At 53.9% G+C, this 23220-nt stretch carries 17 protein-coding genes; 9 read left to right on the forward strand and 8 right to left on the reverse strand.

Translation table 11 applies throughout. The features are described from left to right. The first annotated feature begins 38 nt into the window (after positions 1-38). The gene (locus NYE26_RS00130) at positions 39-1367 is read left to right on the forward strand and encodes a 6-phospho-beta-glucosidase (RefSeq protein ID WP_339253081.1); all 1329 of its coding nucleotides are present in this window, start codon (positions 39-41) and stop codon (positions 1365-1367) included. 88 nt (positions 1368-1455) lie between these two features. Here NYE26_RS00130 and NYE26_RS00135 read toward each other — a convergent pair whose 3' ends face one another. The 3 genes from NYE26_RS00135 to NYE26_RS00145 form a co-directional block, all read right to left on the reverse strand. Beyond that, positions 1456-3801 carry a UvrD-helicase domain-containing protein gene (locus tag NYE26_RS00135; protein ID WP_339253083.1) on the reverse strand — a complete coding sequence of 782 codons (2346 nt, stop codon included), beginning with the start codon at positions 3799-3801 and terminating at the stop codon, positions 1456-1458. 93 nt (positions 3802-3894) lie between these two features. Beyond that, the gene (locus NYE26_RS00140) at positions 3895-4365 is read right to left on the reverse strand and encodes an Imm30 family immunity protein (RefSeq protein ID WP_036723578.1); all 471 of its coding nucleotides are present in this window, start codon (positions 4363-4365) and stop codon (positions 3895-3897) included. A gap of 274 nt (positions 4366-4639) precedes the next feature. Further along, positions 4640-5515, reverse strand: coding sequence for a Cof-type HAD-IIB family hydrolase (locus NYE26_RS00145; RefSeq protein ID WP_339253085.1), 876 nt, complete (start codon positions 5513-5515; stop codon positions 4640-4642). 396 nt (positions 5516-5911) lie between these two features. Between NYE26_RS00145 and NYE26_RS00150 the strand changes: the two genes are divergently transcribed. After that, positions 5912-7153 carry a DUF445 domain-containing protein gene (locus NYE26_RS00150; RefSeq protein WP_339253087.1) on the forward strand — a complete coding sequence of 414 codons (1242 nt, stop codon included), beginning with the start codon at positions 5912-5914 and terminating at the stop codon, positions 7151-7153. Positions 7154-7384: 231 nt separating this feature from the next. Here NYE26_RS00150 and NYE26_RS00155 read toward each other — a convergent pair whose 3' ends face one another. From NYE26_RS00155 to NYE26_RS00165, 3 genes are all read right to left on the reverse strand, one after another. Beyond that, the gene (locus tag NYE26_RS00155) at positions 7385-7711 is read right to left on the reverse strand and encodes a P-II family nitrogen regulator (protein WP_036723574.1); all 327 of its coding nucleotides are present in this window, start codon (positions 7709-7711) and stop codon (positions 7385-7387) included. Positions 7712-7995: 284 nt separating this feature from the next. Next, on the reverse strand, positions 7996-9102 hold the full coding sequence (locus NYE26_RS00160; protein ID WP_339253089.1) for a glycosyltransferase family 4 protein: 1107 nt from the start codon (positions 9100-9102) through the stop codon (positions 7996-7998). A 104-nt stretch (positions 9103-9206) separates the two neighbouring features. Then, the gene (locus NYE26_RS00165; RefSeq protein WP_339253091.1) at positions 9207-10031 is read right to left on the reverse strand and encodes a hypothetical protein; all 825 of its coding nucleotides are present in this window, start codon (positions 10029-10031) and stop codon (positions 9207-9209) included. Positions 10032-10335: 304 nt separating this feature from the next. Between NYE26_RS00165 and NYE26_RS00170 the strand changes: the two genes are divergently transcribed. The 3 genes from NYE26_RS00170 to pulA all read left to right on the forward strand — a co-directional run bounded on the left by NYE26_RS00170 (position 10336) and on the right by pulA (position 17057). Next, positions 10336-13809 carry a PAS domain S-box protein gene (locus NYE26_RS00170; protein WP_339253093.1) on the forward strand — a complete coding sequence of 1158 codons (3474 nt, stop codon included), beginning with the start codon at positions 10336-10338 and terminating at the stop codon, positions 13807-13809. Further along, positions 13806-14432 (forward strand): C39 family peptidase, encoded by a 627-nt coding sequence (locus tag NYE26_RS00175; RefSeq protein ID WP_339253095.1) that lies wholly within the window; start codon positions 13806-13808, stop codon positions 14430-14432. Before NYE26_RS00170 ends, NYE26_RS00175 begins: the two co-directional genes overlap by 4 nt. A gap of 669 nt (positions 14433-15101) precedes the next feature. Then, on the forward strand, positions 15102-17057 hold the full coding sequence (pulA, locus tag NYE26_RS00180; RefSeq protein ID WP_339253096.1) for a type I pullulanase: 1956 nt from the start codon (positions 15102-15104) through the stop codon (positions 17055-17057). A gap of 143 nt (positions 17058-17200) precedes the next feature. Here pulA and NYE26_RS00185 read toward each other — a convergent pair whose 3' ends face one another. Further along, positions 17201-18043 carry a hypothetical protein gene (locus tag NYE26_RS00185; protein WP_339257695.1) on the reverse strand — a complete coding sequence of 281 codons (843 nt, stop codon included), beginning with the start codon at positions 18041-18043 and terminating at the stop codon, positions 17201-17203. A 118-nt stretch (positions 18044-18161) separates the two neighbouring features. After that, complete coding sequence (locus NYE26_RS00190; RefSeq protein ID WP_036723570.1) at positions 18162-18683, reverse strand: TetR/AcrR family transcriptional regulator; 522 nt, start codon at positions 18681-18683, stop codon at positions 18162-18164. Positions 18684-18912: 229 nt separating this feature from the next. Here NYE26_RS00190 and NYE26_RS00195 point away from each other — a divergent pair, with 229 nt between their 5' ends. The 4 genes from NYE26_RS00195 to yfcE all read left to right on the forward strand — a co-directional run bounded on the left by NYE26_RS00195 (position 18913) and on the right by yfcE (position 23098). Next, the gene (locus tag NYE26_RS00195) at positions 18913-19239 is read left to right on the forward strand and encodes a PadR family transcriptional regulator (RefSeq protein WP_036723569.1); all 327 of its coding nucleotides are present in this window, start codon (positions 18913-18915) and stop codon (positions 19237-19239) included. Positions 19240-19244: 5 nt separating this feature from the next. Next, complete coding sequence (locus NYE26_RS00200) at positions 19245-20237, forward strand: permease prefix domain 1-containing protein (RefSeq protein WP_339253097.1); 993 nt, start codon at positions 19245-19247, stop codon at positions 20235-20237. A gap of 293 nt (positions 20238-20530) precedes the next feature. Next, positions 20531-22015 carry a glutamate synthase subunit beta gene (locus tag NYE26_RS00205; protein WP_339253099.1) on the forward strand — a complete coding sequence of 495 codons (1485 nt, stop codon included), beginning with the start codon at positions 20531-20533 and terminating at the stop codon, positions 22013-22015. A gap of 531 nt (positions 22016-22546) precedes the next feature. Further along, complete coding sequence (gene yfcE, locus NYE26_RS00210) at positions 22547-23098, forward strand: phosphodiesterase (protein ID WP_339253100.1); 552 nt, start codon at positions 22547-22549, stop codon at positions 23096-23098. Positions 23099-23220 lie beyond the last annotated feature (122 nt).

The raw sequence follows: 23220 nt of genomic DNA on the forward strand, positions 1-23220 counted from the left end.
ATAATAGAGCATTTCAAGAGAGACGGAGGAAATCACAAATGAAGAAGAAACACTTGAAAATCGCAGTCATCGGAGGAGGTTCCTCCTATACGCCGGAGCTTGTTGAAGGGCTGATCCGGTATCATGATGAATTTCCGGTTGCTGAGCTGTATCTGGCAGATATCGAGGCAGGGGCGGACAAGCTGAGAATCATAGGGGAGCTGGCGCAGCGTATGATTGATGCAAGCGGCAAGCCTATCAGGCTGTATACGACACTGGACCGGCGCGAAGCGATTCGCGGTGCGGATTTTGTCGCTACGCAGATCCGTGTCGGCATGCTGGATGCACGCTCCAGAGATGAGAAGATCCCGCTGGCCCACCATTTAATCGGCCAGGAGACGACGGGCGCGGGCGGGTTCGCCAAGGCGCTTCGCACCATTCCGGTCATTCTGGACATTTGCCGGGATATCGAGGAGCTGGCTCCGGGTGCGTTCATGATTAACTTCACCAACCCGGCCGGTATCATTACGGAAGCCGTCTCGAAGCATTCCCGGGTCAAGTCTGTGGGGCTATGCAATCTTCCGATAAGCACGAAGATGCAGATCGCTGAGCTGTACGGGGTTCCGCAATCGGAAATGTTCATTGAGATTGTCGGGATCAATCACCTCAACTGGACGACCCGGGTGCTGATTGAAGGGGAGGACATGACGGAGGACTTTCTCAATAAGCTGTCGGGAGCCAAGGGGCCTTCGATGGCCAACATCCCCGATCTGGAGTGGGATTCGGAGTTCATTCAGTCCGTAGGTGCACTTCCCTGCCCGTATCACCGTTACTACTATATGAAGGAAGAGATGTACCGGGAGATCTCTGAGCATTATCAGGAGAGCGGCAAGACACGTGCCGATGATGTGAAGGAAGTAGAAGCCGAGCTGTTCGAGATCTATAAGCAGCCTGAAGTGAACAGTAAGCCGGCTCAATTGGAGAAACGCGGCGGTGCCTACTATTCGGAAGCGGCGGTTCAATTGATGAAGTCTATCTATAATGATACCGGCGATATTCAGACCGTCAATGTGCGTAATCAGGGGGTTATTCCGGATCTTCCGGGTGATGTCTCCATTGAGATCAACTGTGTCATCAAATCCGATGGGCCGCATGCGCTTGCACCAAGCCAGCCCCTTCCCCCGCAGATCCGAGGTCTGCTGCAGGTAGTGAAGGCTTACGAGGAGTTGACCATAGATGCTGCAGTAAGAGGAGATTATGCCTCTGCACTGCAGGCCCTGACGATCCATCCGCTGGTGGGCGACGAGCGGATCGCCAAGGAAGTACTGGCCGACATTCTGGAGCAGAATGCCGAGTACCTGCCCCAATTCCAGGTGCGGGCAAGATAAACCCGGGAATAACGGCATCAGCCCCTTTCTGCAGCGCCGATTAGCTGCTGAAAGGGGCTGATGTTATGCATGGCAGCCGTGCGTCCTGTTATACCGGGACCTCCCGGGTGCTTGGTTCCATCGGGGAGCTGCAGAGCGGACACGGCTTCGAGGTCAGGTGATCCTCTGCGCCGCCCGCCTTCTTGCGGGTCCAGCCCGGACAGGCTTTGCCGGTGCACTGCCAGACCGGAACAGTATGTGTTCTCACTGCGGCTGAACCGTGTGTGCCGCTGCGGGTTACATGCGTTCTGCCCGGGCTGCTGGCTCCGGCGGCTGGAGCCGGTGCCAGTGGGCGGGCCGCCGAACGGAAGGCCGCGAGCATGAAGCGCGAGACCTCCGCTTTCTTGCCCCGATGCCTTGCAGGCGAGCTGATGAACAGCTCCTCCCTGGCCCGGGTAACGGCCACATAGGCGAGCCGGCGCTCCTCCTCCAATGCGGCAATGCCCGCTTCGGCTGCGGCTTTTGCAGCAGCCGCGCTGATCACCTTGACCGAGGCCTTCGCTGGCTTGCGGTCCTTCGCACGGTCCTCCTCCAGAGCGGAGCTATGCGGCAGAATTCCCTCTGATGCTCCGATCAGGAAGACTACGGGGAACTCCAGTCCCTTGGATTTGTGGATGGTCATCAGCGCCACCCGGTTGCCTTGCTCCTTCAGCCCCGGCTGCCGGTTCTGCTCGTTACGCTCCGTTACGTTGTCGATGAATTCGAGGAACAGCGGAATTGTAGCGAAGCGCTCCGCCGAGGACTCCAGCTCATCCAGCATTTCCTTCAGCGTCTCCCGGTGCAGCGTAGCCTGATGGCGCTCGCTGCCTTCGATGAAATAATCATAGAATACAGTGCGGATCTGGCGGATCGCCTGCACGGGCGTCAGATCGCGCAGGCCGCGGATCAGGTCCAGCCGTTCGCGCAGCTTGACGCCCTTGAAATCCTCCATGCCCGGCATGGAGAGCAGATGAATCAACGGGCCCTGCTTCGCCTGTACCGCCTCCATGCGCCGGATATGCTCCATTCCCTTATCCCGGTTCATGTAGAGTGTCGGCAGAATATTCTCCATGGCAGCGAAGTCGCGGCGGTTCACCGACAGGCGCAGGTGATCCAGCACCGGAGAGATCAGCCAATGCTCATAGAGCAGCTGGCCTTCCCCATAATCTATATAAGGAATATCGTGCAGCAGCAGCAGCTCCAGGACCGCCCGGTTACTGCTTGTCGCGCGGTATAACAGGGCAAAATCACGGAATTCCCGGGTCCCGCTCTGAGTCTCACGCTCAATATGCTCCACAATCTGCACAGCCTCGTCATCTGCTGTCTGCGGACGCAGGTAACGGGGCGGCAGGCCGCTGCTGCGGGCGGCCTGAAGCGTCTTGGCGCGGCGCCGCGAATTATGGCGGATAATGCCGTTGCCCAGCCCGATGATCGCCGGACCGGACCGGTAGTTGATATCCAGTGTGATCACCTTGGCCTGCGGATACAGCTTCTCGAACTCCAGGATGAACTCGCTGCGGGCTCCGTTGAAGGAATAGATTGTCTGGTCATCGTCGCCGACCACCATCAGATTATCCTGCGGAGCAGCCACCATCTTCACCAGCTCATATTGCAGCGCATTCGTATCCTGGAACTCATCGACCATCACATATTGATACTGCTGCTGTAGCTCCCTCAGCAGCGCAGGCTGTTCGCGGAGCATCTGGTAGGCGAGCAGCAGCACATCGTCGAAGTCGATTTTGAAATGATCGGTCTTCCACTGCTCATACTGAGCCAGGATAGCCTTCATCTCCTTCTCTGCCTCGGTAGTCTCCGGCAGCTGTACGGGCAAGCCCATATTCATCTTCCAGGCGGAGAGCAGACTGAGCAGATTCTCAGGAGGATAGGCATCCTTCGGCAGTCCCAGCTCGCGCATAATCTGCTTCAGCAGAATATGCTGGCGGCGGGTCTCGCTGAAAATATCCTGCCGCAGTCCCTGCCGCCGCAGGAAATAAAGAAAGAACGAGTGGAACGTACGCGCCTGCAGGCGAGCAGCATCCCCCTCGTTCACCCCGGGCAGCAGGGCGATCCGCTCGCGCATCTCTGCAGCTGCCTTGCTGGAGAAGGTCAGCAGCAGCAGGCGTCCGGGGGCGATGCCGCGCACAGACAGCAAATACCCGGCTCTGCAGATCAGCACCGAGGTTTTGCCGGAGCCGGCTCCAGCCAGTGTCAGCAGCGGCCCGAGATGATGGCGTACCGCCGAGACCTGCGGCGGATTAAGCAGAATGCCGCCTGCCTCCAGCCGCCTGAAATAAGCGGCATCGCTGTCCCCCGGCTGTACCGTCTCCCGGCTTGTCCGGGCTGAGGCTACCTTCGCCTGGGGGATATTCTCACCGCTGGCTCCCAGCGGGATATTATGAAATAAGAGCTTGTTCATTATGTTCACCTTCGTTTGTTTCTGAATGCGTAATCAGTCATGCGGTTTTGGCCAGTATACACTATATCATTCCGCACTCTATTCTGCACGAGGCTATCTCCCGGATGCATTCAGCTTGGCCAGAAAAGAATTCACCTTGCGCTCGTACAGCCGGGGCTGGTCCTCCTTGATCTCCTCCAGCAGGAAGGCCAGGCACTGCCGGATTCTTGGCGGCATACGGACGGCGATCTCGGCGTAATCCTTGCGGTAGCGGTCGTCCTGGAGAATTCTTTGATTCAGCACAATCGCCCAGTTGCGGGCGTGCTCCAGCATCTCCGGCAGCGACTCCAGCAGCTGGGTCAGATACATCTCCATCTGGACACTCTCCACAAAATGAACAAGGCTGAACATCACCTCTTCCTGCTCCGTATCATCGTCGAATACTTTGAAGATCTGGTGAATGACGGCATCCTCTGTATCACCGGCCAGACCCTCCAGTGCCTGATCGAACTGCTCGCATTCCAGCTCGGTGCGCAGCAGCCGGTTCTCATATAACCGGGCAATCCCGGGGTATAGGTGGTTCATAGAGTAATTCCTCCCAGCAGAAAATAACGCCATTTATCATAAAGTCCACTTTTTGACAGATAATACTAATATATTGAACAAAGGACTAGCTGATTATAACAGATAGACAAATAGAAGTGAGGTATGGAGGGATATCATGTTTATTCCGGTGCTTATGGAATTAACCAATGCCGAACGGTTGACGCTCATTCTATATTTGGCAGTCAACCTGGGCGCCATCTCATTATTATGCTTTCGGCGCTCGGGAACCGACCGCCGCTAGCGGAAACAGCCTTCATTTGAAGGCTGTTTTGCTGTTCAGAAGATGCCGCAGTCCCGCCGCAACACCGTTCTCCGTATGGCTCAACGTAATGAAGTCGGCGGTCTGCTTCAGCACGGGGGCGGCATTCTCCATGGCAATCTTGTACCCCGCCATCTCGAACATAGGCAGATCATTGTAGCTGTCGCCCATCACCGCCACTTGCTCCGCAGGAATCCCGTAATGGGCTGCGAGCATGCTAACACCGGTGCCCTTATTCGCTTCCTTATGGTTGATCTCGATATTGTTGACATGCGATGCGGTAATAATCAGCCCGGGAATGGCAGCGAACCGCACAGAGGCTTCCTTCAGCAGCTCACGGTTCAGCGAGAAGACCAGGGTCTTATAGATCAGATTCTCTTCCTTGCTCCAGACGTCCTCCATCTTCTCCACGTAGGTTACCGCTGCCTGCTGGAACTGCTGGTCTACCATCGCCTGAAGCAGCCAAGCTAATTCCTCGGGAACCTCAGTATCTTTATGAGTAGCCAGCTTCTCCAGTTGTACCCGCTTGTCGAGCTCTACATATACGTTATCCTCAGTGTATACCTCGTAATACAATTCAGGGATTTCATTCATCCAGCGCAGTGCGGGGATAATATCCTCTTTATTCAGCGGAGTGCTTGCCGCCACCGTCCGGTCAGCCAGCGTGATCACAGCACCGTTAAGACTCACCACAGGGCACTCCAGATCAGCCAGCCGCAGCTGCCGTTCAGCATCCATGTAGGAACGGCCCGTAGCGATAATCACGATATGCCCCAGGCGCTGTGCTTGAAGAATAGCCTCTTTGTTCTCGTTGCTGATTTCACCCTCCGCATTGAGCAGTGTTCCGTCCATATCCAGTGCAATAAGCATGTGATTGATCTCCTGTTCTATCTATTTATTGTAATTTCCCCTTCAAGGGCGCGCAGGCTTTGTCTGAAATATAAGAAATTATATGTTTCACACGATAAATTATCCTTCTATTTCTCGCTGAAACGGTACCGTCCCTTAAAAGGACGGCAAAGCCGTTTCCACTTATATTTTATCATTATTTACTCGGAAATTTAAAATTAAAGTGTTCATCTATAGTATTACAGAACAGCTTCGCTGCTGCATGCAGCATGACGGATTTTCAGAAAAGAGTGCTCCCGTGGTACAATGTAAGGCAGACCTGTAACCTGACAGCCTGGTTCGTCTTCTGCATGTGCAAGGGACGATGACCGGGATGCAAGCGGCATGGGGTCGCTATGTAAGGGGGAAAAGATACTGATGAAATCCAGAAATTTAGCTACGATCTCTCTGGCTATTATGGCCTGCGGCTTTCTGTTCACCTTGTTTCTGCCGGAGAATCTGGCAGTTATTCTGCTGAGAGGCGGCTTCGAGGCAGGTCTGGTCGGAGGAATCGCCGACTGGTTTGCTGTGACGGCGCTGTTTCGTCACCCGCTGGGCCTTAGAATTCCGCATACCTCGCTGCTGCTGAAGAACCGGGATAAGCTGATCCAGTCCCTGATCTCTGCAATGGAGAATGAGCTGTTGAACAAGGAGAGCATTGAGAATAAGCTGCGCACATTCAATATAGTCTCGCTTGTAGCTGGCGTACTGACCCGGTTCTTCTCCAGAAAGAAAGCGCGGCAGGAAGTGCTGGAGCAGCTGAAGGGCTTCGTGCTGCGGCTTCCGGTAGAGCAGGCTGTTCCGTATATTCAATCGGCAGCAGCAAGCTATCTGCGTGAAGCTAAGCTCGGAGTCGCCGCAGACACTATTGCCACCAGCCTGATGAATGAGGGCAAGGATATTGCAGCCCTTGATTTTGCGCTGGAGGGGATCTCCGCCTGGAGCGGACGCCCGGAGACGCGGGCCATGCTGGGCAAGATCGCCAGTGAGAAGCTGGCCGAGGTTAAGCTTGGCGGACTGAAGGGAATGGCCTTCCAGGCCTTCGTCGGGTTCGTGGATGCTGATATGCTAGGGGAAATGCTCCAGGGTATGGTACAGTCTACGATCCGTGACTTTAAGGAAGAGGACAGCCCTTACCGGGAGGAGGTCATCCGGGAGATCCGGGTGGCTCTGTTCCAGCTGCTGAGCGATGAAGAACGGATTGCCTCACTGAAGAATTGGGCGCTGAATGAGCTTCAAGGGGAAGCCGCTGCCGCATTTGTACTACAGCAGCTGCAAGGGCTGCGCGGCAAGGCGGTTACGCTGCTGGAAGAGGACCGGGGCCGGGGCGGGCGCAGGCTGTTCTCGCTGTATGCCGCGCTGGTCCGGCGGGTTAGCCAGGAGAAGGAATGGATTCAGACATCAGAGGACCGGATTCGCGGTACACTGATCTCCTTCGTGGAAGCTAATCATTACCGGATCGGGCAACTGGTCAAGGAGAACCTCGATCAGATGGACGATGCCGCTCTGGTGAATATGCTGGAGGAGAAGGTCGGCAAGGATCTGCAGTGGATTCGTGTCAACGGTGCCGTCTGCGGCTTTGTGGTCGGGCTGGGACTTACCGTGATCCAGCTGATCTGATCATCGCAAGACCAGGAATTCATAAAGGCAGCAAGGCAGTCCCCGGTCGTCCGTGAAGACGGAGAGCGGGGGGATGCTTTGCTGCCTCTTTCATGGAAATATAAGAATGTATAGGTTTCACGCTATACATTATCCTTCTATTTCACGCCGAAACGGTACCGTCCTGTAAAAGGACGGCAAAGCCGTTTCCACTTGTATGCGTCAATATAGCAGGGCTAAGATTTTCTTTCTCTATAGCTGGTTCTTGCCGTTGCTGATGGTGAAGACCTCCTGTACAGGCAGGACAAAGATTTTGCCGTCGCCGAAGGAGCCATGCTCACCGGATCTGGCCGTACGCATAATAATGCTGATGACGTCATCCTTGTCTTCATCCTGAATGACGATCATCAGCAGCTTCTTGGAGATTTGATTGTAATGGTTGGTTCCGACCTGAATGCCCTTTTGCTTGCCGCGCCCGAGCAGATCCATCTTGCTGATGGAGGGGAAGCCGGCCAGCAGCAATTCGGCCATCACTTCATCCGCTTTCTCAGGTCTTACGATAGCTTTGATCATTAACATAACGATGCACCCTTTCTACAGCGAATAATAGGTTGTAGGGGGTTGCCAATATCTTGGTGGCTTACTGTATAGTGCATTTGTTTAATGGCAACGCTTACACGTGTAGTATATTATTAACTCCGGCTGCATCCTGCGAGAAGGATCACAAAATCCGTATTACACATTGTCGTATCCTGACTGGACTTACAGTTCGGCGCTGTCCGTCCGCCAGGAAAGTATTTCAAGGTAAAGTGTTGTGCCCCTTATTTAACCGGAGGAGCCTTCTAGAAGGATGCTTCCTCTGGTTAACGTGAAGGAACCAGCTTCAGATAAATGTTCTCCAGCAGCTCTGCGGTATGCTGCCACTCATACATCTGCAGCGCATCGCTTCTTCCCTGCAGTCCGATCCTTGCGGCAAGGTCCGGATTGCGGCCGATCTGCAGCATACGGCTGGCAAAAGCAGCAGGGTTCCTGTACTGCTTAACCAGATAGCCGTTACGGCCCGAATCGATAATCTCCCGGATTCCACCGTTGCTGGAGGCGATCACCGGCAGCCCCGAGGCCATCGCCTCCACATTCACCAGCCCGAAGGCTTCATGCTGCTGGGAGGGGCAGATGAAGCAGTCGGCAGCCTGATACATACTGTGGATATCCTCATGGGGAATATTGCCAAGAAATGACACCTGTACGCCCAGCCGCCGGGCAAGGGCTCTCAGCTGCCGGAGATACGGCGGCTTCCCCTTGCCTGCGATCAGCAGCCGTGCGGGCATATGCCGATTCAGGCGGTGCATGGCCCGGAGCAGCACAGGCACTCCCTTGCGCGGAATGACCCGGCCTACGAACAGGACCGTGAAGCCGGGGCCAAGGCCATGCAGCGTGCGCAGGCGCGCCTTCTCCTGCGCAGATGCAGGAGTGAAGCGCGACAGGTCTGCTCCCAGAGGAACCACGCGAAGCTTGCTGCGGATGCGGGGGAACCTCCGGATAAGCCGCTGCTCCAGGGAGCTGCTGTTGGCCGTGACGGCATCGGCCAGGGCCAGGCAACGGGCGATGCCGGGCTCCTGCGGCACGAATGTGAGAGAGTGAAGGAATATCATCACCGGAGTGACGGGGTACTGCCGCTTCACAGCCGCCGCCAGCCGCGGCCGGTTGTCGATCTGAATAAGATCGAACGGCTCTGAGGCTTCCAGGAATGTAAGAACGGAGCTGCGGTACCGGGAAGGGGTGCCTGAGGGCAGCCGGATGAACTGAACCTGTTCGAGCTCATCCGTGTCAGGAAGCCCGGCGGCTCTGCGGCTCACAATGGTTACCTTGTGTCTCTTGGCCAGCCTGCGCGCGATATTCCAGATGCAAATCTCCACAGAGCCGTCCCCGGGAACCGTGAACTGCTCCGGTGCAATCATGCAGATGTGCATTGTGGCTGCTCCTCCCGCTGCATAGTAGTTAGGGTTCTTAACCTAACATATGCGTTCAGGCGTGCAGAAGACACAGGAGCAAGCAGGGAGCGGCCATCTGCGGTCTAGCTGCCTGTCTGTCTAAGAGTAGCTGCAATGACTCCGGCAATCGTCTGCTCATACTCCAGGATCTTCAGCTTCCCCGCCGTGATCTGCTTGTACCCGGCGACCATAGAAGATAAGGATTGTCCGGCCAGAGCCGGATTCTGCTTGCGGATAGCCGCTTTGAAGTCACTCCAATCTGCCGTTAGCCGCTTGTTTAGGGCAGAGACTGCGCTTTTCTGTGATTTGATTAAGCTTTGCGGTCTGTCAATGCCCGCCAGGGTCTTACGGGCAGCGGCCATCCGGCGGGTACGGGTATCCTTGGCGGCCTTGAGCAGCGCTTCCTTGTCGCGGATCTCCTGGCGGGCAATCTGGACCAGCAGCTTCATGGCTTCCGACTGGGCCTTCAGGACGGAGTTCAGCGTCTTGTCCTTCAGTCCCTTGAGCAGGGAGATCCGCTTGTTCAGCGCGCTGTATTGATCGAACAGCGGCTGATAACGCTGCTTGGCACTGCTGACGGCAGCGCTCAGCTTGGTGATGGAGGCCTGGTCCATATTCTTGATGGACTCCCGGACTGCATTCAACGCCTCTGTATTCTGATCATGGAGCGTCCTGATCTGCACCTCCCGGCTGTCATACCCGGCAGACAGGGTGGTCAGCTCTGTGAACTGGCTCTTCATCCGGGCACGGGCAGTGCTGTCCGCCTTAGCAGCAGTCAGGTCAAAGGAAGCCTGAACCGATGAGGTAATCACCGTCGCCGCTGCCGAAGCTGGACCGGCCGGGAAGCTTAGGGCTAGGGCAATCAAGAGGGACAGCAGCAGACAACTTGGCTTATACAGATTGTTCATTAACATTCCTCCGCTTGTCTTCATGTCCCGGAACACAAAGAAAGCACCCGCAGTAAAGGCCAACAGGCCTCTATTACGGGTGCTTCCGGCGTAATGAGTCACGAAGATAGTTTTTTTTATTATAGATATATTATCTTAATTTTGTCAATATTATCAATTTTAACTTATGCGAACCAAGGGGAGGACCTTCATTTCATTCCGTGACGGTCTTATCGTATACTGTGAAGGAAGAACGTCAAGTGAAGTGAAGCACAACAGAGGGTCAGCAGAAGAGCCAGCCCCAAGATGAAGGAGGCCTTAGGTGATGGATAACCTGGCTAGGAATAACAGCATTCTCGATCAAGCCTTCCAGTTATCTCCGGTGGGAATGGCTGTATTGTCTCCGGAAGGAGGCAGATGGATGAAGATTAATCCTGCTTTTTGCAATATGCTGGGCTGCACTGAGCCTGAATTTCTCTCAGGGACTCTATCGGGGGCCGGCCGGGACCTGCAGGAAGAATTCTCTATTCAGCAAATCGGGACAGAGCTTGCACAGCGGCAGGGACAGCCTCTTCAGGTGGAGCAGCGGTTCTCCGGCATTGACGGGCAGCCGTTCTGGCTCGCCCTGACCTTCATTCCGGCCCAAGAGGAGCCTTCCGGCCGGACCGTTATTGTATATGCACAGGATGTAACAGACCGCAAAATTGCTGACCAGCTGACCGTAGACAGCCGCGATCTGTACAATTTATTCATAAAAGACGATCAGAGCATGATCTCCTTCTCCCTGCCCGACGGGACGATAACCTTCATATCGCCGTCCTCCTATTCCCAGATCGGATACCATCCTGAGGAGATTGTCGGCAGGAACCGCGCCGAATTCTATCACCTGGAGGATGTTGAAGCAATCAACAGCTCCGGCAGCCTGCTGAAGAACAATATCTCCAGTCGCCGCCTGCGCCATAAGGAGGGCCATTATCTATGGTTCGAGACATCCTTCCATGTGGTCCGCGGCGATAAGGGTGAAATCACACGGATTATGGGGATTGGCCGTAACGTCACCCGGCGCAAGCACAGCGAGGAGGCCCTTGCGTCCGCGCAGCGGGTGGCGCGAATAGGCTCATGGGGCTGGGATCTGGTGAAGGGCAGAATCACGTTCTCCGACGAACTGCGGCGTATTCTGCAATATAGTGTGGAGACAGGCCAAGTGAATCAGGAGGCCTTCCTGGCACTGGTCCATCCGGAAGATGTCCGGATTCTACAGGAGGCCGTAGAACGGGCTATGGGACTAGGGGAGCCGGGGAATACGGCTTACCGGATGATTTTGCCGGATGGGGAGGTCCTGATGGTGCATGTCCAGTGGGATGTCATCCTGGGACCGGAGGGCCAGCCAGCCCAGCTGTTCGGCATGATGCAGGATATTACGGAGCGTATGCATATGGAGGAGCAGCTGCGGGAGAGTGAACGGAATTTCCGGCTGATGTCGGAGAACTCCCTCGACCTGATCTCGCGCCATGCGATTAAGGACAGTATCTTCCTGTATTGCTCACCGGCCAGCCGTTCGCTGCTCGGTTATGAGCCTGAGGAGATGATCGGCACCAGTGCCTACGATTACCTGCATCCTGATGATCTGGAGATGATTCTGAATCAGATGGCGGAGAGCGTGGATTCGGGATTGATTCCGCCGGCCTCCTACCGCTACCGCCACAAGAACGGTACCTATGTCTGGTTTGAAACGAACAGCCGGTATATTTTTGACGCGCAAGGCCAGAAGACAGAGATTATTGCCGTAGGCCGTGACATTACTGAACGCAAGCAATTCGAATCGAAGCTGCAGGAGAGTGAGCAACGCTACAAATCCCTGTTCGAGTATAATCCTGCAGCGGTATATTCCATGAATCTGCAGGGGGATTATCTGACGGCGAATGCCAATCTGGAGAAGCTGAGCGGCTACTCGCTGGAGGAGCTGCTGGGGAATTATTTTGGACCGCTGGTGGCTGAGAAGGATATCCAGAAGACGCTGCATCATTTCACCCTGGCCAGCCAAGGGGAGCCGCAGAGCTATGATCTGACGCTGATCCACAAAGACGGGCATCCGGTGGAGATCAATACAATTAATATTCCAATAGTTGTGGATCATCAGGTGGTTGGGGTATATGGGATCTCCCGCGACATTACGGATCATATCAGGTACACGGAGCAGATTGAGAAGCTGAGCAATGATTATACCCTGATTCTCAATGCCGTGTCCGAAGGAATATTTGGTCTGGACAACGAGGGACGGGTCACCTTTATTAATCCTGCGGGGGCGCATATGCTGGGCTTCGAATGTGATGAGATTACCGGGCATCCTTACCTGGACCCCATCCAGCAGACCGCGCTTGACGGCAACCATTACCGGCCGGAGGAGTCTCCGCTGATGCGGGCAGTCCGGGCAGGAGAAGCTCATCAGAGCCTGGATGCGGTACTGTGGCGCAAAGACGGCTCCAGCTTCCTGGCTGAGTACCAGGTAACCCCACTGTTCGACAAGGGTGAGCGCAAGGGAGCGGTTGTTGTCTTCCGTGACACTACCGGGGAGAAGGAGATTATCAGAGCCAAGGAGCTGGCGGAGAAGGCGGACCAGGCCAAATCGGAATTTCTCGCCATCATGAGCCATGAGCTGCGTACACCGATGAACGGAATTATGGGCATGACCGATCTGCTAAGTGAGACGGAATTGACGGAAGAACAGCGGGGGTATGCCCAGATTATCAGCGAGAGCAGTGCATCCCTGCTATATATTCTTAATGAAATTCTGGATTTCAGCAAAATCGAAGCTGGTAAAATGACGCTTACCCACGAGCCGGTAAGTCTGGTGGAATTACTCGACAATATCACGGAGCTGTTCATGCCGAAGGCCCGTGAAAAGAATATTGAGCTGTCCTGCCGCATGGCTGCGGATGTGCCGGAGCTGATCATGGGAGATGCGGCCCGGCTGCGCCAGGTGCTGGTGAATCTCGTCAGCAATGCCGTGAAATTCACCGAGACGGGACAGGTCTCCATTCTGCTCAGCAGAGAATATAGCAGGGAGCGCAAGAAGCTGACGCTCAAATTCAGCGTGGCCGATACAGGGATAGGAATCCCTTCTGAGAAGCAGCCGTTGTTGTTCCAGTCCTTCTCGCAGCTGCACCCGTCCATTAACCGCAAGTATGGGGGAACCGGACTGGGGCTGGCCATCTGCAAAAAGCTGGTGGAGCTGATGGGCGGTGCCATCACTGTGGATAGCGTAGTCGGGGAAGGATCGAATTTCTATTTCATCCTGCCTGTAGATATGGAGCTGGAGCCGGAAGGCGGCTGGGAGGATACGGTGATTGTCTCTGATCCGGCGCCGGTCTCTGAACATAGTAGCATCCCGGAAGAAGGCGAATCCGCTGCTGAATTCGGGCCTCTACGTATCTTGGTGGCGGAGGATCATCCGGTGAATCAGAAGCTGCTGGTGACTATGCTGGACAAAAGAGGCTATGCCGCCGATCTGGTCGATCATGGCGAAGCGGCGGTGCAGGCAGTGCTCCGTGAGCAGTATGATCTGGTATTCATGGATGTACAGATGCCGGGGATGAGCGGGCTTACGGCAACGGCCAGAATCCGCGAGCAGGCGCCTGCCCCGCATCAGCCGTATATTGCAGCTGTGACAGCGTATGCCAGAAAAGAGGACCGGGAGCGCTGCTATGCGGCTGGCATGGATGACTTTGTCAGCAAGCCGTTCCTGGCTGCCGATATTGACCGGGTGCTGGAGCGTTGCAGCCATAGGGTATCCCTATGAGCCGGAGGCTTTCTGGTGAGCGGTTGAAGGCGAAGGCGTATACACAGTGGGAGACAGGCGTAGCCTCGCCTTCCTCAGCCTGCGGGCCGGCGACCATGGCGGCCCTCCTGGAATATTGGCATTCGCAAATGGGCCGGACGTTTATTCCGGGTATCCGTCATTTTGATTCCATGGCCGCGCATATCAATTACATCTACACCCATCATGGCGGGACGCCCTGGGGCATGAGCGCACGCAGCTTTGTCAGAGGCCTCCGGGCGTACATCGGCGCAGCCCTGCCGCCTTTAAGTCACCGCTCCGACCTGATTAAGATATCCGTGTTCAATGATATCGGGCGCTACCGGGCCGAGATTGATGCCGGGCGTCCGGTCGCGCTCAAATTCGACAAGTGGTTCAGCTTCCGCTGGCGCGGAAGATATGCGTATGACTATCATTGGGTGCTGGGAATCGGTTATGAGGCTGAGGAGGACGGCTCCTGTAAGCTGATTGTCCATGACAACGGGGTGCAACATCCTGGCGGCGGTTATACGCCGGGCAGAGAACGGCAGATCTCCTATTCCGCGAATAAAAGAATACTTACGATGGTGTCGCTCAACCTGCCGGAATCGCCGGATGTGCCGTGACAGACGGGCAACTCCTATTCTGGAAGGAAGCCACCTTTAGCAAGTAAAGAACTCCTTGGAGTAAAGAGGCAGGCATTCAGTTCGTAGCGAACCATATCAGAGATAAATGTATTCTATGCAACTAAAAACACTGAAACGGGTAGAATCCCTCTTCTAATTGTAGTCTGTACAACTAAATTTGCCCGAATGGGCGAAAATCCAGGTATAGAGGGATTTTAATTGCAGGAAATACAACTAAACGTTGATTAAGCGGCACATAGGGCGATTTAGTTGTACAAATTACAATTAAGCCTACCCCTTGCAACCTAATTTTGGCCCAGTAAAGCCTCAACAAGCAATTAGTTAAAATAATTTCTCATGCATTTAAATCTGATGAGCTACAGTCTGCTTCAAGATCATAGCCGGGCCGGGGCAGGATATTTCCTGTGTCCCGGACTTTTTGAAATATAGAATTTATATGTTGCACAGGATAACTTAACCTTCTATTTCTCGCTGAAACGTTACCGTCCTTTAAAAGGACGGAAAAGCCGTTTCCACTTACAGAGTGTGATTCAAACGTTTGCACAAAGTTGGCGGTTAGGATAAAATTTCAAATAGAGAAAAGAGGAATTGTATAAATCCCAGGAACCCTGCCGTATATTTAGTTAAGGGTAAAGGAGGCGGTATCCCTTGTCAGTACAGAAGGAAATGAAGGAACCGATTGATTACGGGGACCCGGCGGCTACCAGCGGAATCTCCGTCTTCGACCGGAATTTCGATGAGCTGTTCAGCTATGACGGAGAGGATCTTGGCCTAACCTATTCGGCGTCCGGCTCCGCGTTCTGTCTGTGGGCCCCGACGGCCCAGGAAGCGGAGCTGGTGCTGTATCCATCCTGGAAGGATCCTGCGCAGCGGCAGATACCCATGGTGCGAGACGTCCGGGGAACCTGGAGACTCAGCGTTCCGGGCGATCTGGATGGGATGTTCTACACCTACAGGGTGCGTATCGGGGAGCTATGGAATGAAGCGGTGGACCCGTACGCCCGCGCGATCGGCGTGAACGGGGACAGAGGGGCTATACTGGATCTGCGCAAGACCGATCCCGCGCGCTGGACGCAGGATAAGCCGCCGCTGGAGGACCCGGTGGATGCGGTGATCTATGAGCTTCACCTGCGTGACTTATCGGTTCATCCTGCCAGCGGGATTAAGCATACAGGGCAATACCTCGGCCTTGCAGAAGCCGGAACCCGGGGTCCTGAGGGCATTGCCACCGGTCTTGATCACATTGCCAGTCTGGGTGTTACCCATGTGCAGCTGCTGCCTATCTATGATTATGCGACAGAGAGCGTAGATGAGACCCGCCTGGAGGAGCCGCATTATAATTGGGGATATGACCCCAAGAATTACAATGCTCCTGAAGGCTCTTATGCATCAGATCCGTATGTTCCGGGCCTGCGCATCCGGGAGCTGAAGACAATGATTCAGGCGCTGCATGACCGCGGCCTGCGTGTCATTATGGATGTGGTCTACAACCATGTCTATGACGGCTTCCGGGTGAACTTCACCAAGCTGGTTCCCGGCTATTATCTGCGGTATAAGCAGGACGGGCGGTTGTCGAACGGCTCAGGCTGCGGGAATGATACTGCTTCCGAGCGGAGGATGATGTCCCGCTTCATCGTTGAGTCCGTGCTGTACTGGGCCAGGGAATACCATATCGACGGCTTCCGCTTCGATCTGATGGGTCTTCATGATGTAGGGACTATGAACGAGATCCGCCGTCGTCTGGATGATCTGGACCCTTCGATTATAACGATAGGCGAAGGCTGGGTGATGGACACGGAGCTGGCCGAGGACCTTCGGGCCAACCAGTGCCAGGCCAATCAGATGCCGGGCATTGGCCACTTCAATGACGGCTTCCGCGATGCAGTGAAGGGTAATATATTCCTGCATGACCAGAAGGGCTTCATCAACGGTGGGTTCGGCTTCGAACGCAATGTGAAGGCAGGCATTGCCGGAGCGATCTACTACGGGCCCGGCCTCGGGCAATACGCCCAGGAGCCGCAGCAGTGTGTGAACTTCGTGGAGTGCCACGACAATCATACACTGTGGGATAAGCTGGTCTTGTCTACGGCAGGAGTGGAAGACGGGCAGCGCCGCGCTATGCACCATCTGGCCTCGGCTATGGTGCTGACGAGTCAGGGGATACCTTTCATTCATGCCGGTCAGGAGTTCCTGCGGACCAAGGACGGTGTGGAGAACAGCTATAAATCGCCAGTGGAAGTGAACTGGCTGGACTGGGAACGCTGCGCGGAACATGCCGGATCTGTAGCATACATGAAGCAGCTGATCGCGCTGCGCGCCGCTCATCCCGCCTTCCGGCTGCGTACCGCAGAGGAAATCCGCGACCATCTGGTGTTCGAAGAGGCACCGGCGCATGCGGTGGCCTTCACGCTCCGCGATCATGCCGGAGGAGATTCGGCGGAGTATCTGTACGTTCTGTACAATGCCAATCCCGAAGGTGCAACCCTGATGCTGCCCGAACTGGGCGAATGGGACATTGTATTCGGCGAAGCGCATATTGGACGGCTGGAGAGCGGTGCTTTAACCACTGCAGGAATAGGAATGATCGTACTTGCTGTGAACTAAATCATAGGTACCGGGATTGTAGGTATCGCACAAAAGCAGGCTGCCGGGGCAGTCTGCTTTTTGCTGTGGCGGAAATATGCTTAGTGTAGGCGAAAAACCGAATACAATGTGCTGGGGTCGGGGGCTGTATTAAGCCCAAACACTCACCTTTTGTTAAACATTAGAGCCGAAATGACAGTGAGCAGCCAAACCAGTAAACAGAGGAGGGCAAGTATCGGGAACAAGCTAATCTCAAACATAGAACGGCCAAGACTGGTCTGAACCGCTATTACCAAAATGGCAATCAGCCAAGCTATACAACCTGTATGCAGGAGTAGACGCTGTTTGCCGGACCCTAGACTCGAATGTTCCAGCAGCCAGGCGGGTAACAGCAGGGTTTGGAGCGAATGGAGGCCAATTCCATGTAGTACAATATAATTGCCTCCAGCTCCGATAAAACGTCCTTGTAAGCTCATCATGATCAGTCCGGCCAGATTAGCTATAAATACCGCCAGCAAGGCATAACGGATACCGTTGATTAGTACAGGGCGCGATAAGGGAGCCTTCATTTTCAGAAATTGGACAGCCAGCAGGATACCCCCGATGACAAAAGAAAGAGATACGACGCCAAATAAAGCTCCCCCAAGGGTATCCACTAGGCCGCCGGCTTTAGAGAAACGGGGATTGAAGCCCCGGAAATTCTGCAGGGTTTCAATTACATAGCTGTATGAAGCGGCAGCAATAAAAAGCCGGCGAATGACTTTTCTCATGCGAGCGGTAAAGCCTGCAAAGGGCAAGGCCGCAGCAATGGATAACAGAAAAATTCCTAAGGCTGCTGCAAACGAGAATACATTTTCTATATTACCCTCCGGTAGAACAACTGCTCCTTGAAAGAACATATAGATAGCAGCACATCCCGCAATAATGAACCCAGCTATTCCAAGCACAACGAGCCCTTTTTCACGCTTAAAAATAGATACGGCAGATGTCATCAACTCGTTGAACATAGTATGCAAGATTAGCTCACTCCTTTATTTATTTATTGATTAATAAATACTCATTAAAATAATTGCAAGCAGTAACAGATAAGATCTATCCGTTTGCTGCTTGCATTTACTTCATTCTTCATTCTTTAGTCATCAGTATGGATTGTTTTATTTCTGACAGATCAAGTACCTCGGATAACGTGACTAGCAGCCCTATGCTCATAAAACGGATTGCATTTCCTTCCGAATCAGGTACCCCGGCTTTCTGGAATTTGGCAGTCACTTCGTCAAAAATAGTCGTATAGAGCTTAGCAGAATGTTGTTTAATCCCCGCTTCAGATATGGTGTAAGCCTGCATGACCATCAGTACTTCGGAACGGTGTGTCTCCATTAATTTGAAAAAACTGGCGCCCATCGCGCCAACCAGCTGATCAGCAGGTGCCTCGACTTCCATAAAAGTGTTATGAATCCGATCATATGCACGTTTTAACACAGCTATATATAAGTCTTCTTTGTTGTCAAAAAAATGAAAGATGTAGGGCTGCGTAACTCCCGCGGCTTTAGCTACCATAGCAGTGGTTGTCCTGTAGTAGTCATATTCTGCAAATAAGGTCAAGGCACTTTCCATAATTTTTTGCTTCTTATCTTCCTTTGCTGCCATTGTGATCATTTCCAATCGTTTATTTATCGAGCGATAAATGAATCATATAAAAGAAACATTTGTCTGTCAATCCTGCTGTTCTTGCTAACAGCTCGATGCACGGTTAACGCCCATAAACCCGCTTTAAAAAAAAATTCTCCATTCATCATAAACACTACTTCATCTGTCGTAGTAATTGTGCTACACTGAATTTAATTACTACGACAGATGAAGTATAGGAGGCAGGCAATTGATCAGCAGTGATGTGATTAGGGGATACAACGACACGATGATCCTCTACATGCTTCTGGACGGGGAGTCTTACGGCTATGAGATTTCCAAGAACATACGGAAGCTATCGGAAGAGAAATACATTATGAAGGAAACCACTCTCTATTCGGCATTCACCCGGCTGGAGAAGAACGGTTATATTGATTCCTTTTACCTGGATGAGACGTTTGGCAAAAGACGCACCTACTACCGCATCACTCCGCAGGGTCTTGCCTACTACCGGGCCAAATGCGAGGAATGGCAGATCACGCAGGAAGTTATCAACAAATTCATAAAGGAGCTGTGAGGAACTTGGAAACCATCATTGGATACTTGAACAATATGTTCGCATCTCTGCCCAGAACGGAACAGATGGCGATGCTGAAGCAGGAGCTGCTTGGCAACATGGAGGAGAAATACTATGAACTGAAGCATGAAGGGAAGTCGGAGAACGAGGCGGTGGGCATCGTCATTTCCGAATTCGGCAACATTGATGAACTGGTCAGTGAGCTGGGGCTTGGAGAGGTTCGTAAGGAGGAAGGACTAGGGCTGCCCATGCTGGATGAGCTTGCTGTAGAGGGATTTATCGCTGCCAAAAAAAGATCCGGCTTGCTCGTAGGTTGGGGCGTTGGGCTAATTATGCTGGGTGCTGCTCTGCTTATCCTGATCTCAGGTCTGGGGGAGAACGGGTTCATGGGAAATGTATTCTCTGAAGATGCTATGAGCATGATCGGGCTGATCCCCCTGTTACTGCTGCTCGGTCCGGCTATCGCATTATTTATCTACAGCGGTACGAAGATGGAGAAATACAAATACATGGAGTCGGGTTTCAGTCTGCCGTATCCGCTGGAGGCGTATATTGAGCAGAGACAGTCCGCTTTTGCCGCCACCTATACGCTGTCGCTTATCATGGGTGTTTGTTTATGCGTATTGTCGCCGATTGCCATCTTTGTATCTTCCGCGTTTGGAGATGAATACAGTTCCTACGGGGTAGCCGTTCTATTGATTATAGTGGCTGTAGCCGTTTTCCTCTTCGTGTATTACGGGAATATCCGGGGGGCTTATCAGAGACTGCTGAAGACCGGCGATTTCAGTGAGGAGAAGCAGGAGGAGAAGAAGGAGGAGGACCGGATTGTCGGTGCGGTTGCCGCTATTATCTGGCCGCTGGTTACCTGTGTTTTTCTGGTCAGCGGTTTCGTGTTCGACCAGTGGGAGATCAACTGGATCGTCTTCCCGTTAACGGGCATTCTGTTCGGGGTGTTCAGCTCGGTCTACAATATGTTCAAGAAAAAAGATGCTGCCTGAGTCTGCTGTACATTATTTGCCACACAACGTTAATAAAAAAGGTGACATTGCTCATGTTCCCTCCCTGCGGATAGATGATAATATGAAGGCATTTATTCCCCTTATTATAACCGTGCAAGAGCCTGTACCGGGGTGATTTGAAGCCCCGTTATAGCCTCTCGCTTCGCTGCTTTACAGTGACAGAATAACGGACGGTGACAGAAGAGTGTGTTTCTTTTTGGAGCCGGGTGTGGGCATGAATGCCGTCTATTACCTTTCGGCGGCCAATCAGAGAGACTCGGAGGATGACAGGGATGGGTAAAACAACCGGATTTATAGAATATCAGCGGCGGACGCCTGCTGAATGCGAGCCGCTGGAGCGGATTAAGAACTGGAATGAATTCTCGGTTCCGATGGAGGAAGAACAGCTGCGTGAGCAGGGTGCCCGCTGTATGGATTGCGGAACACCGTTTTGCCATGTCGGGCGGATGTTGTCAGGGATGGCCAGCGGCTGTCCGCTGCATAATTTGATTCCAGAGTGGAATGACATGGTGTACCGCGGGAACTGGCAGGTCGCGCTGAAGCGCCTGCATAAAACGAATAACTTCCCGGAATTCACGGGACGCGTCTGCCCTGCGCCATGTGAAGGCGCTTGTACGGTAGGGAAGAACGGCGATTCGGTAACGATTAAATCAATCGAGAAAGCGATTGTAGATAGAGGGTTTGCTGAAGGCTGGATCGTTCCTGAGCCGCCGCTTACCCGTACAGGCAAGAAGGTCGCCGTTGTCGGCTCCGGCCCTGCCGGGCTGGCCTGCGCCGCCCAGCTGAATAAGGCGGGACACAGTGTAACGGTCTATGAGCGGGCTGACCGGATCGGCGGTCTGCTGACCTATGGCATTCCGAACATGAAGCTGGATAAAAAGAAGGTGCAACGCCGGGTGGATCTGCTGGCAGCGGAAGGCGTTACCTTCGTCACCCGGACTGAGATTGGCAGAGATATTGCAGCAGCTCAGTTACAGGAGGAGCATGATGCGGTCGTCCTCTGCGGCGGCTCTACCAAGGCGCGTGACCTGCCGCTAGAGGGCCGGGAGCTGCGTGGTATCCATCAGGCGATGGAGTTCCTGACACTGAACACCAAGAGCCTGCTGGATTCCGGACTGGAGGACGGAGAGTATCTGTCAGCGGCGGGCAAGGATGTGGTCGTTATCGGTGGCGGAGATACGGGGACAGACTGTGTAGCCACTTCGATCCGCCACGGCTGCCGCAGCGTGATCCAGCTGGAGATTATGCCGCAGTCGCCATTAACCCGCCAGCCGGGCAATCCTTGGCCGGAATGGCCGAAGGTGCTGAAGGTGGACTACGGACAGCAGGAGGCAGCTTCTCTATATGAAGAAGATTCGCGCCGCTATCTGGTGAATACCAAGCGCTTCGTCGGCGATGCAAGCGGACATGTACAGGAGCTGCACACGGTGCGTATTGAATGGAAGCGCACGGAGGACGGACGGATGGCCCCTGTAGAAGTGCCGGGCAGCGAGGAAGTCATTCAAGCGCAGCTGGTGCTGCTGGCTCTGGGCTTCACTGGACCGGAGGAGACAGTGCTGGGAGAGCTTGGCGTGGAGCGCGATGAGCGTTCCAACGTTAAGGCAGAGTTCGGCGCGCAGGCAACGAATGTGGAGGGAGTCTTCACCGCCGGTGATATGCGGCGCGGCCAGAGTCTGGTGGTCTGGGCGATTAACGAGGGCCGCCAGGCCGCCCGCGAGGTAGACCGCTTCCTGATGGGCTCGTCCAATCTGCCTTGAGGCTGGACGGAGTAAGGGGAGAGAGTTTGAGTTTGGCGCTCGCTCCATTATGAGACGTCCTGTTAAGGAACGCTGATAAGGCGTGTTCTGCCAAGCGATGTCTTCCAAGAGACGCCCTCCCGGGCGTCTTGCTTTGCGTTCACCCGCCCCGGCTGATCATCTATAATAGGATGCAGGTGTGGCGTTCAGCGTTCGCATCTGATGTTGCACATAATGCAATTTCTACCTGGCAATATGCGGGCTTTACGCGGTATTGTTGCACAGAATGCAGGATTCAGCCTGCTATTTCGCCCGGAGGAGAAGGAATACTGCCTTTTATACAACAATTGTGGATTGGGACTGGAGTGCTGAGCGGAATGTTGCATTTTGGGCAGGATTTTGGCTGAGAGTCTTAGCTGGAGTGGCACAAGGCGTTATAGTAGAAGTTAGTGTATAAGCAGCAGTAAGATTAGAGGTAGCAGTCAGGGCGGAAGCAGCAGTCAGGCATTAAACTATACCAATAAACTATACCAACAGAAAGGAAGCAATCACATGAAGCTGATGTTTATTTCCGATATTCACGGATCCCTGTACTGGCTGGAGCAGGCGCTGGCGAAGGCGGAGGAGGAGGAGCCGCACACGCTGGTCATTCTGGGGGATTTCCTGTATCACGGACCTAGGAATCCGCTGCCGGAGGGGTACAACCCGCAGGGGGTCGCCGATAAGCTGAATGCCTACAGCCAATCGGGCAAATCGCTGGCGGCGGTAAGAGGTAACTGTGACGCCGAGGTGGATCAGATGCTGCTGCACTTCCCGATGATGGGCGATTATGTGCTAATTCTGCACGAGGGCCGCAAGATCTACGCGACGCACGGTCACGGATTCAGCATCGACCACTTACCGGCGCTGTCCCCGCAGGATGTGTTCATTCAGGGGCATACGCATCTGCCGGTGGCAGGGGTGAAGGACGGCATTACCCTGCTCAACCCCGGATCGATCGCGCTGCCCAAGGAGAACAACCCGAACTCCTACGGCGTTCTGGAGAATGGGGAATTTCTTATTAAGGACTTCAGCGGCAATATCATCAAGCAGATCAGGCTGTAATAACTCAGCTTCCACAATAATCCCTCTGGATATTTCCAGAGGGATTATTGCTGCGCAGCAATTGAGCCCACCGGCATATTAATGTATGATGGGTGAGGAGCTTGCGGGCAGATCCCCGGCTT

The organism is Paenibacillus sp. FSL P2-0136 (assembly GCF_037975325.1).
In the GTDB taxonomy this organism is placed as follows: Bacteria; Bacillota; Bacilli; order Paenibacillales; family Paenibacillaceae; genus Paenibacillus_AQ; species Paenibacillus_AQ silagei.

Excerpts from the sequence above, each read along its gene's own strand:
- NYE26_RS00205 (WP_339253099.1), top strand. The coding sequence starts at position 20,531 with ATGGGTAAAACAACCGGATTTATAGAATATCAGCGGCGGACGCCTGCT.
- NYE26_RS00175 (WP_339253095.1), top strand. The coding sequence starts at position 13,806 with ATGAGCCGGAGGCTTTCTGGTGAGCGGTTGAAGGCGAAGGCGTATACA.
- NYE26_RS00135 (WP_339253083.1), bottom strand. The coding sequence starts at position 3,801 with ATGAACAAGCTCTTATTTCATAATATCCCGCTGGGAGCCAGCGGTGAG.
- NYE26_RS00155 (WP_036723574.1), bottom strand. The coding sequence starts at position 7,711 with ATGTTAATGATCAAAGCTATCGTAAGACCTGAGAAAGCGGATGAAGTG.
- NYE26_RS00145 (WP_339253085.1), bottom strand. The coding sequence starts at position 5,515 with ATGCTTATTGCACTGGATATGGACGGAACACTGCTCAATGCGGAGGGT.
- yfcE (WP_339253100.1), top strand. The coding sequence starts at position 22,547 with ATGAAGCTGATGTTTATTTCCGATATTCACGGATCCCTGTACTGGCTG.
- NYE26_RS00160 (WP_339253089.1), bottom strand. The coding sequence starts at position 9,102 with ATGCACATCTGCATGATTGCACCGGAGCAGTTCACGGTTCCCGGGGAC.
- NYE26_RS00140 (WP_036723578.1), bottom strand. The coding sequence starts at position 4,365 with ATGAACCACCTATACCCCGGGATTGCCCGGTTATATGAGAACCGGCTG.
- NYE26_RS00185 (WP_339257695.1), bottom strand. The coding sequence starts at position 18,043 with ATGTTCAACGAGTTGATGACATCTGCCGTATCTATTTTTAAGCGTGAA.
- NYE26_RS00165 (WP_339253091.1), bottom strand. The coding sequence starts at position 10,031 with ATGAACAATCTGTATAAGCCAAGTTGTCTGCTGCTGTCCCTCTTGATT.
- NYE26_RS00170 (WP_339253093.1), top strand. The coding sequence starts at position 10,336 with ATGGATAACCTGGCTAGGAATAACAGCATTCTCGATCAAGCCTTCCAG.
- NYE26_RS00190 (WP_036723570.1), bottom strand. The coding sequence starts at position 18,683 with ATGGCAGCAAAGGAAGATAAGAAGCAAAAAATTATGGAAAGTGCCTTG.
- NYE26_RS00130 (WP_339253081.1), top strand. The coding sequence starts at position 39 with ATGAAGAAGAAACACTTGAAAATCGCAGTCATCGGAGGAGGTTCCTCC.
- NYE26_RS00150 (WP_339253087.1), top strand. The coding sequence starts at position 5,912 with ATGAAATCCAGAAATTTAGCTACGATCTCTCTGGCTATTATGGCCTGC.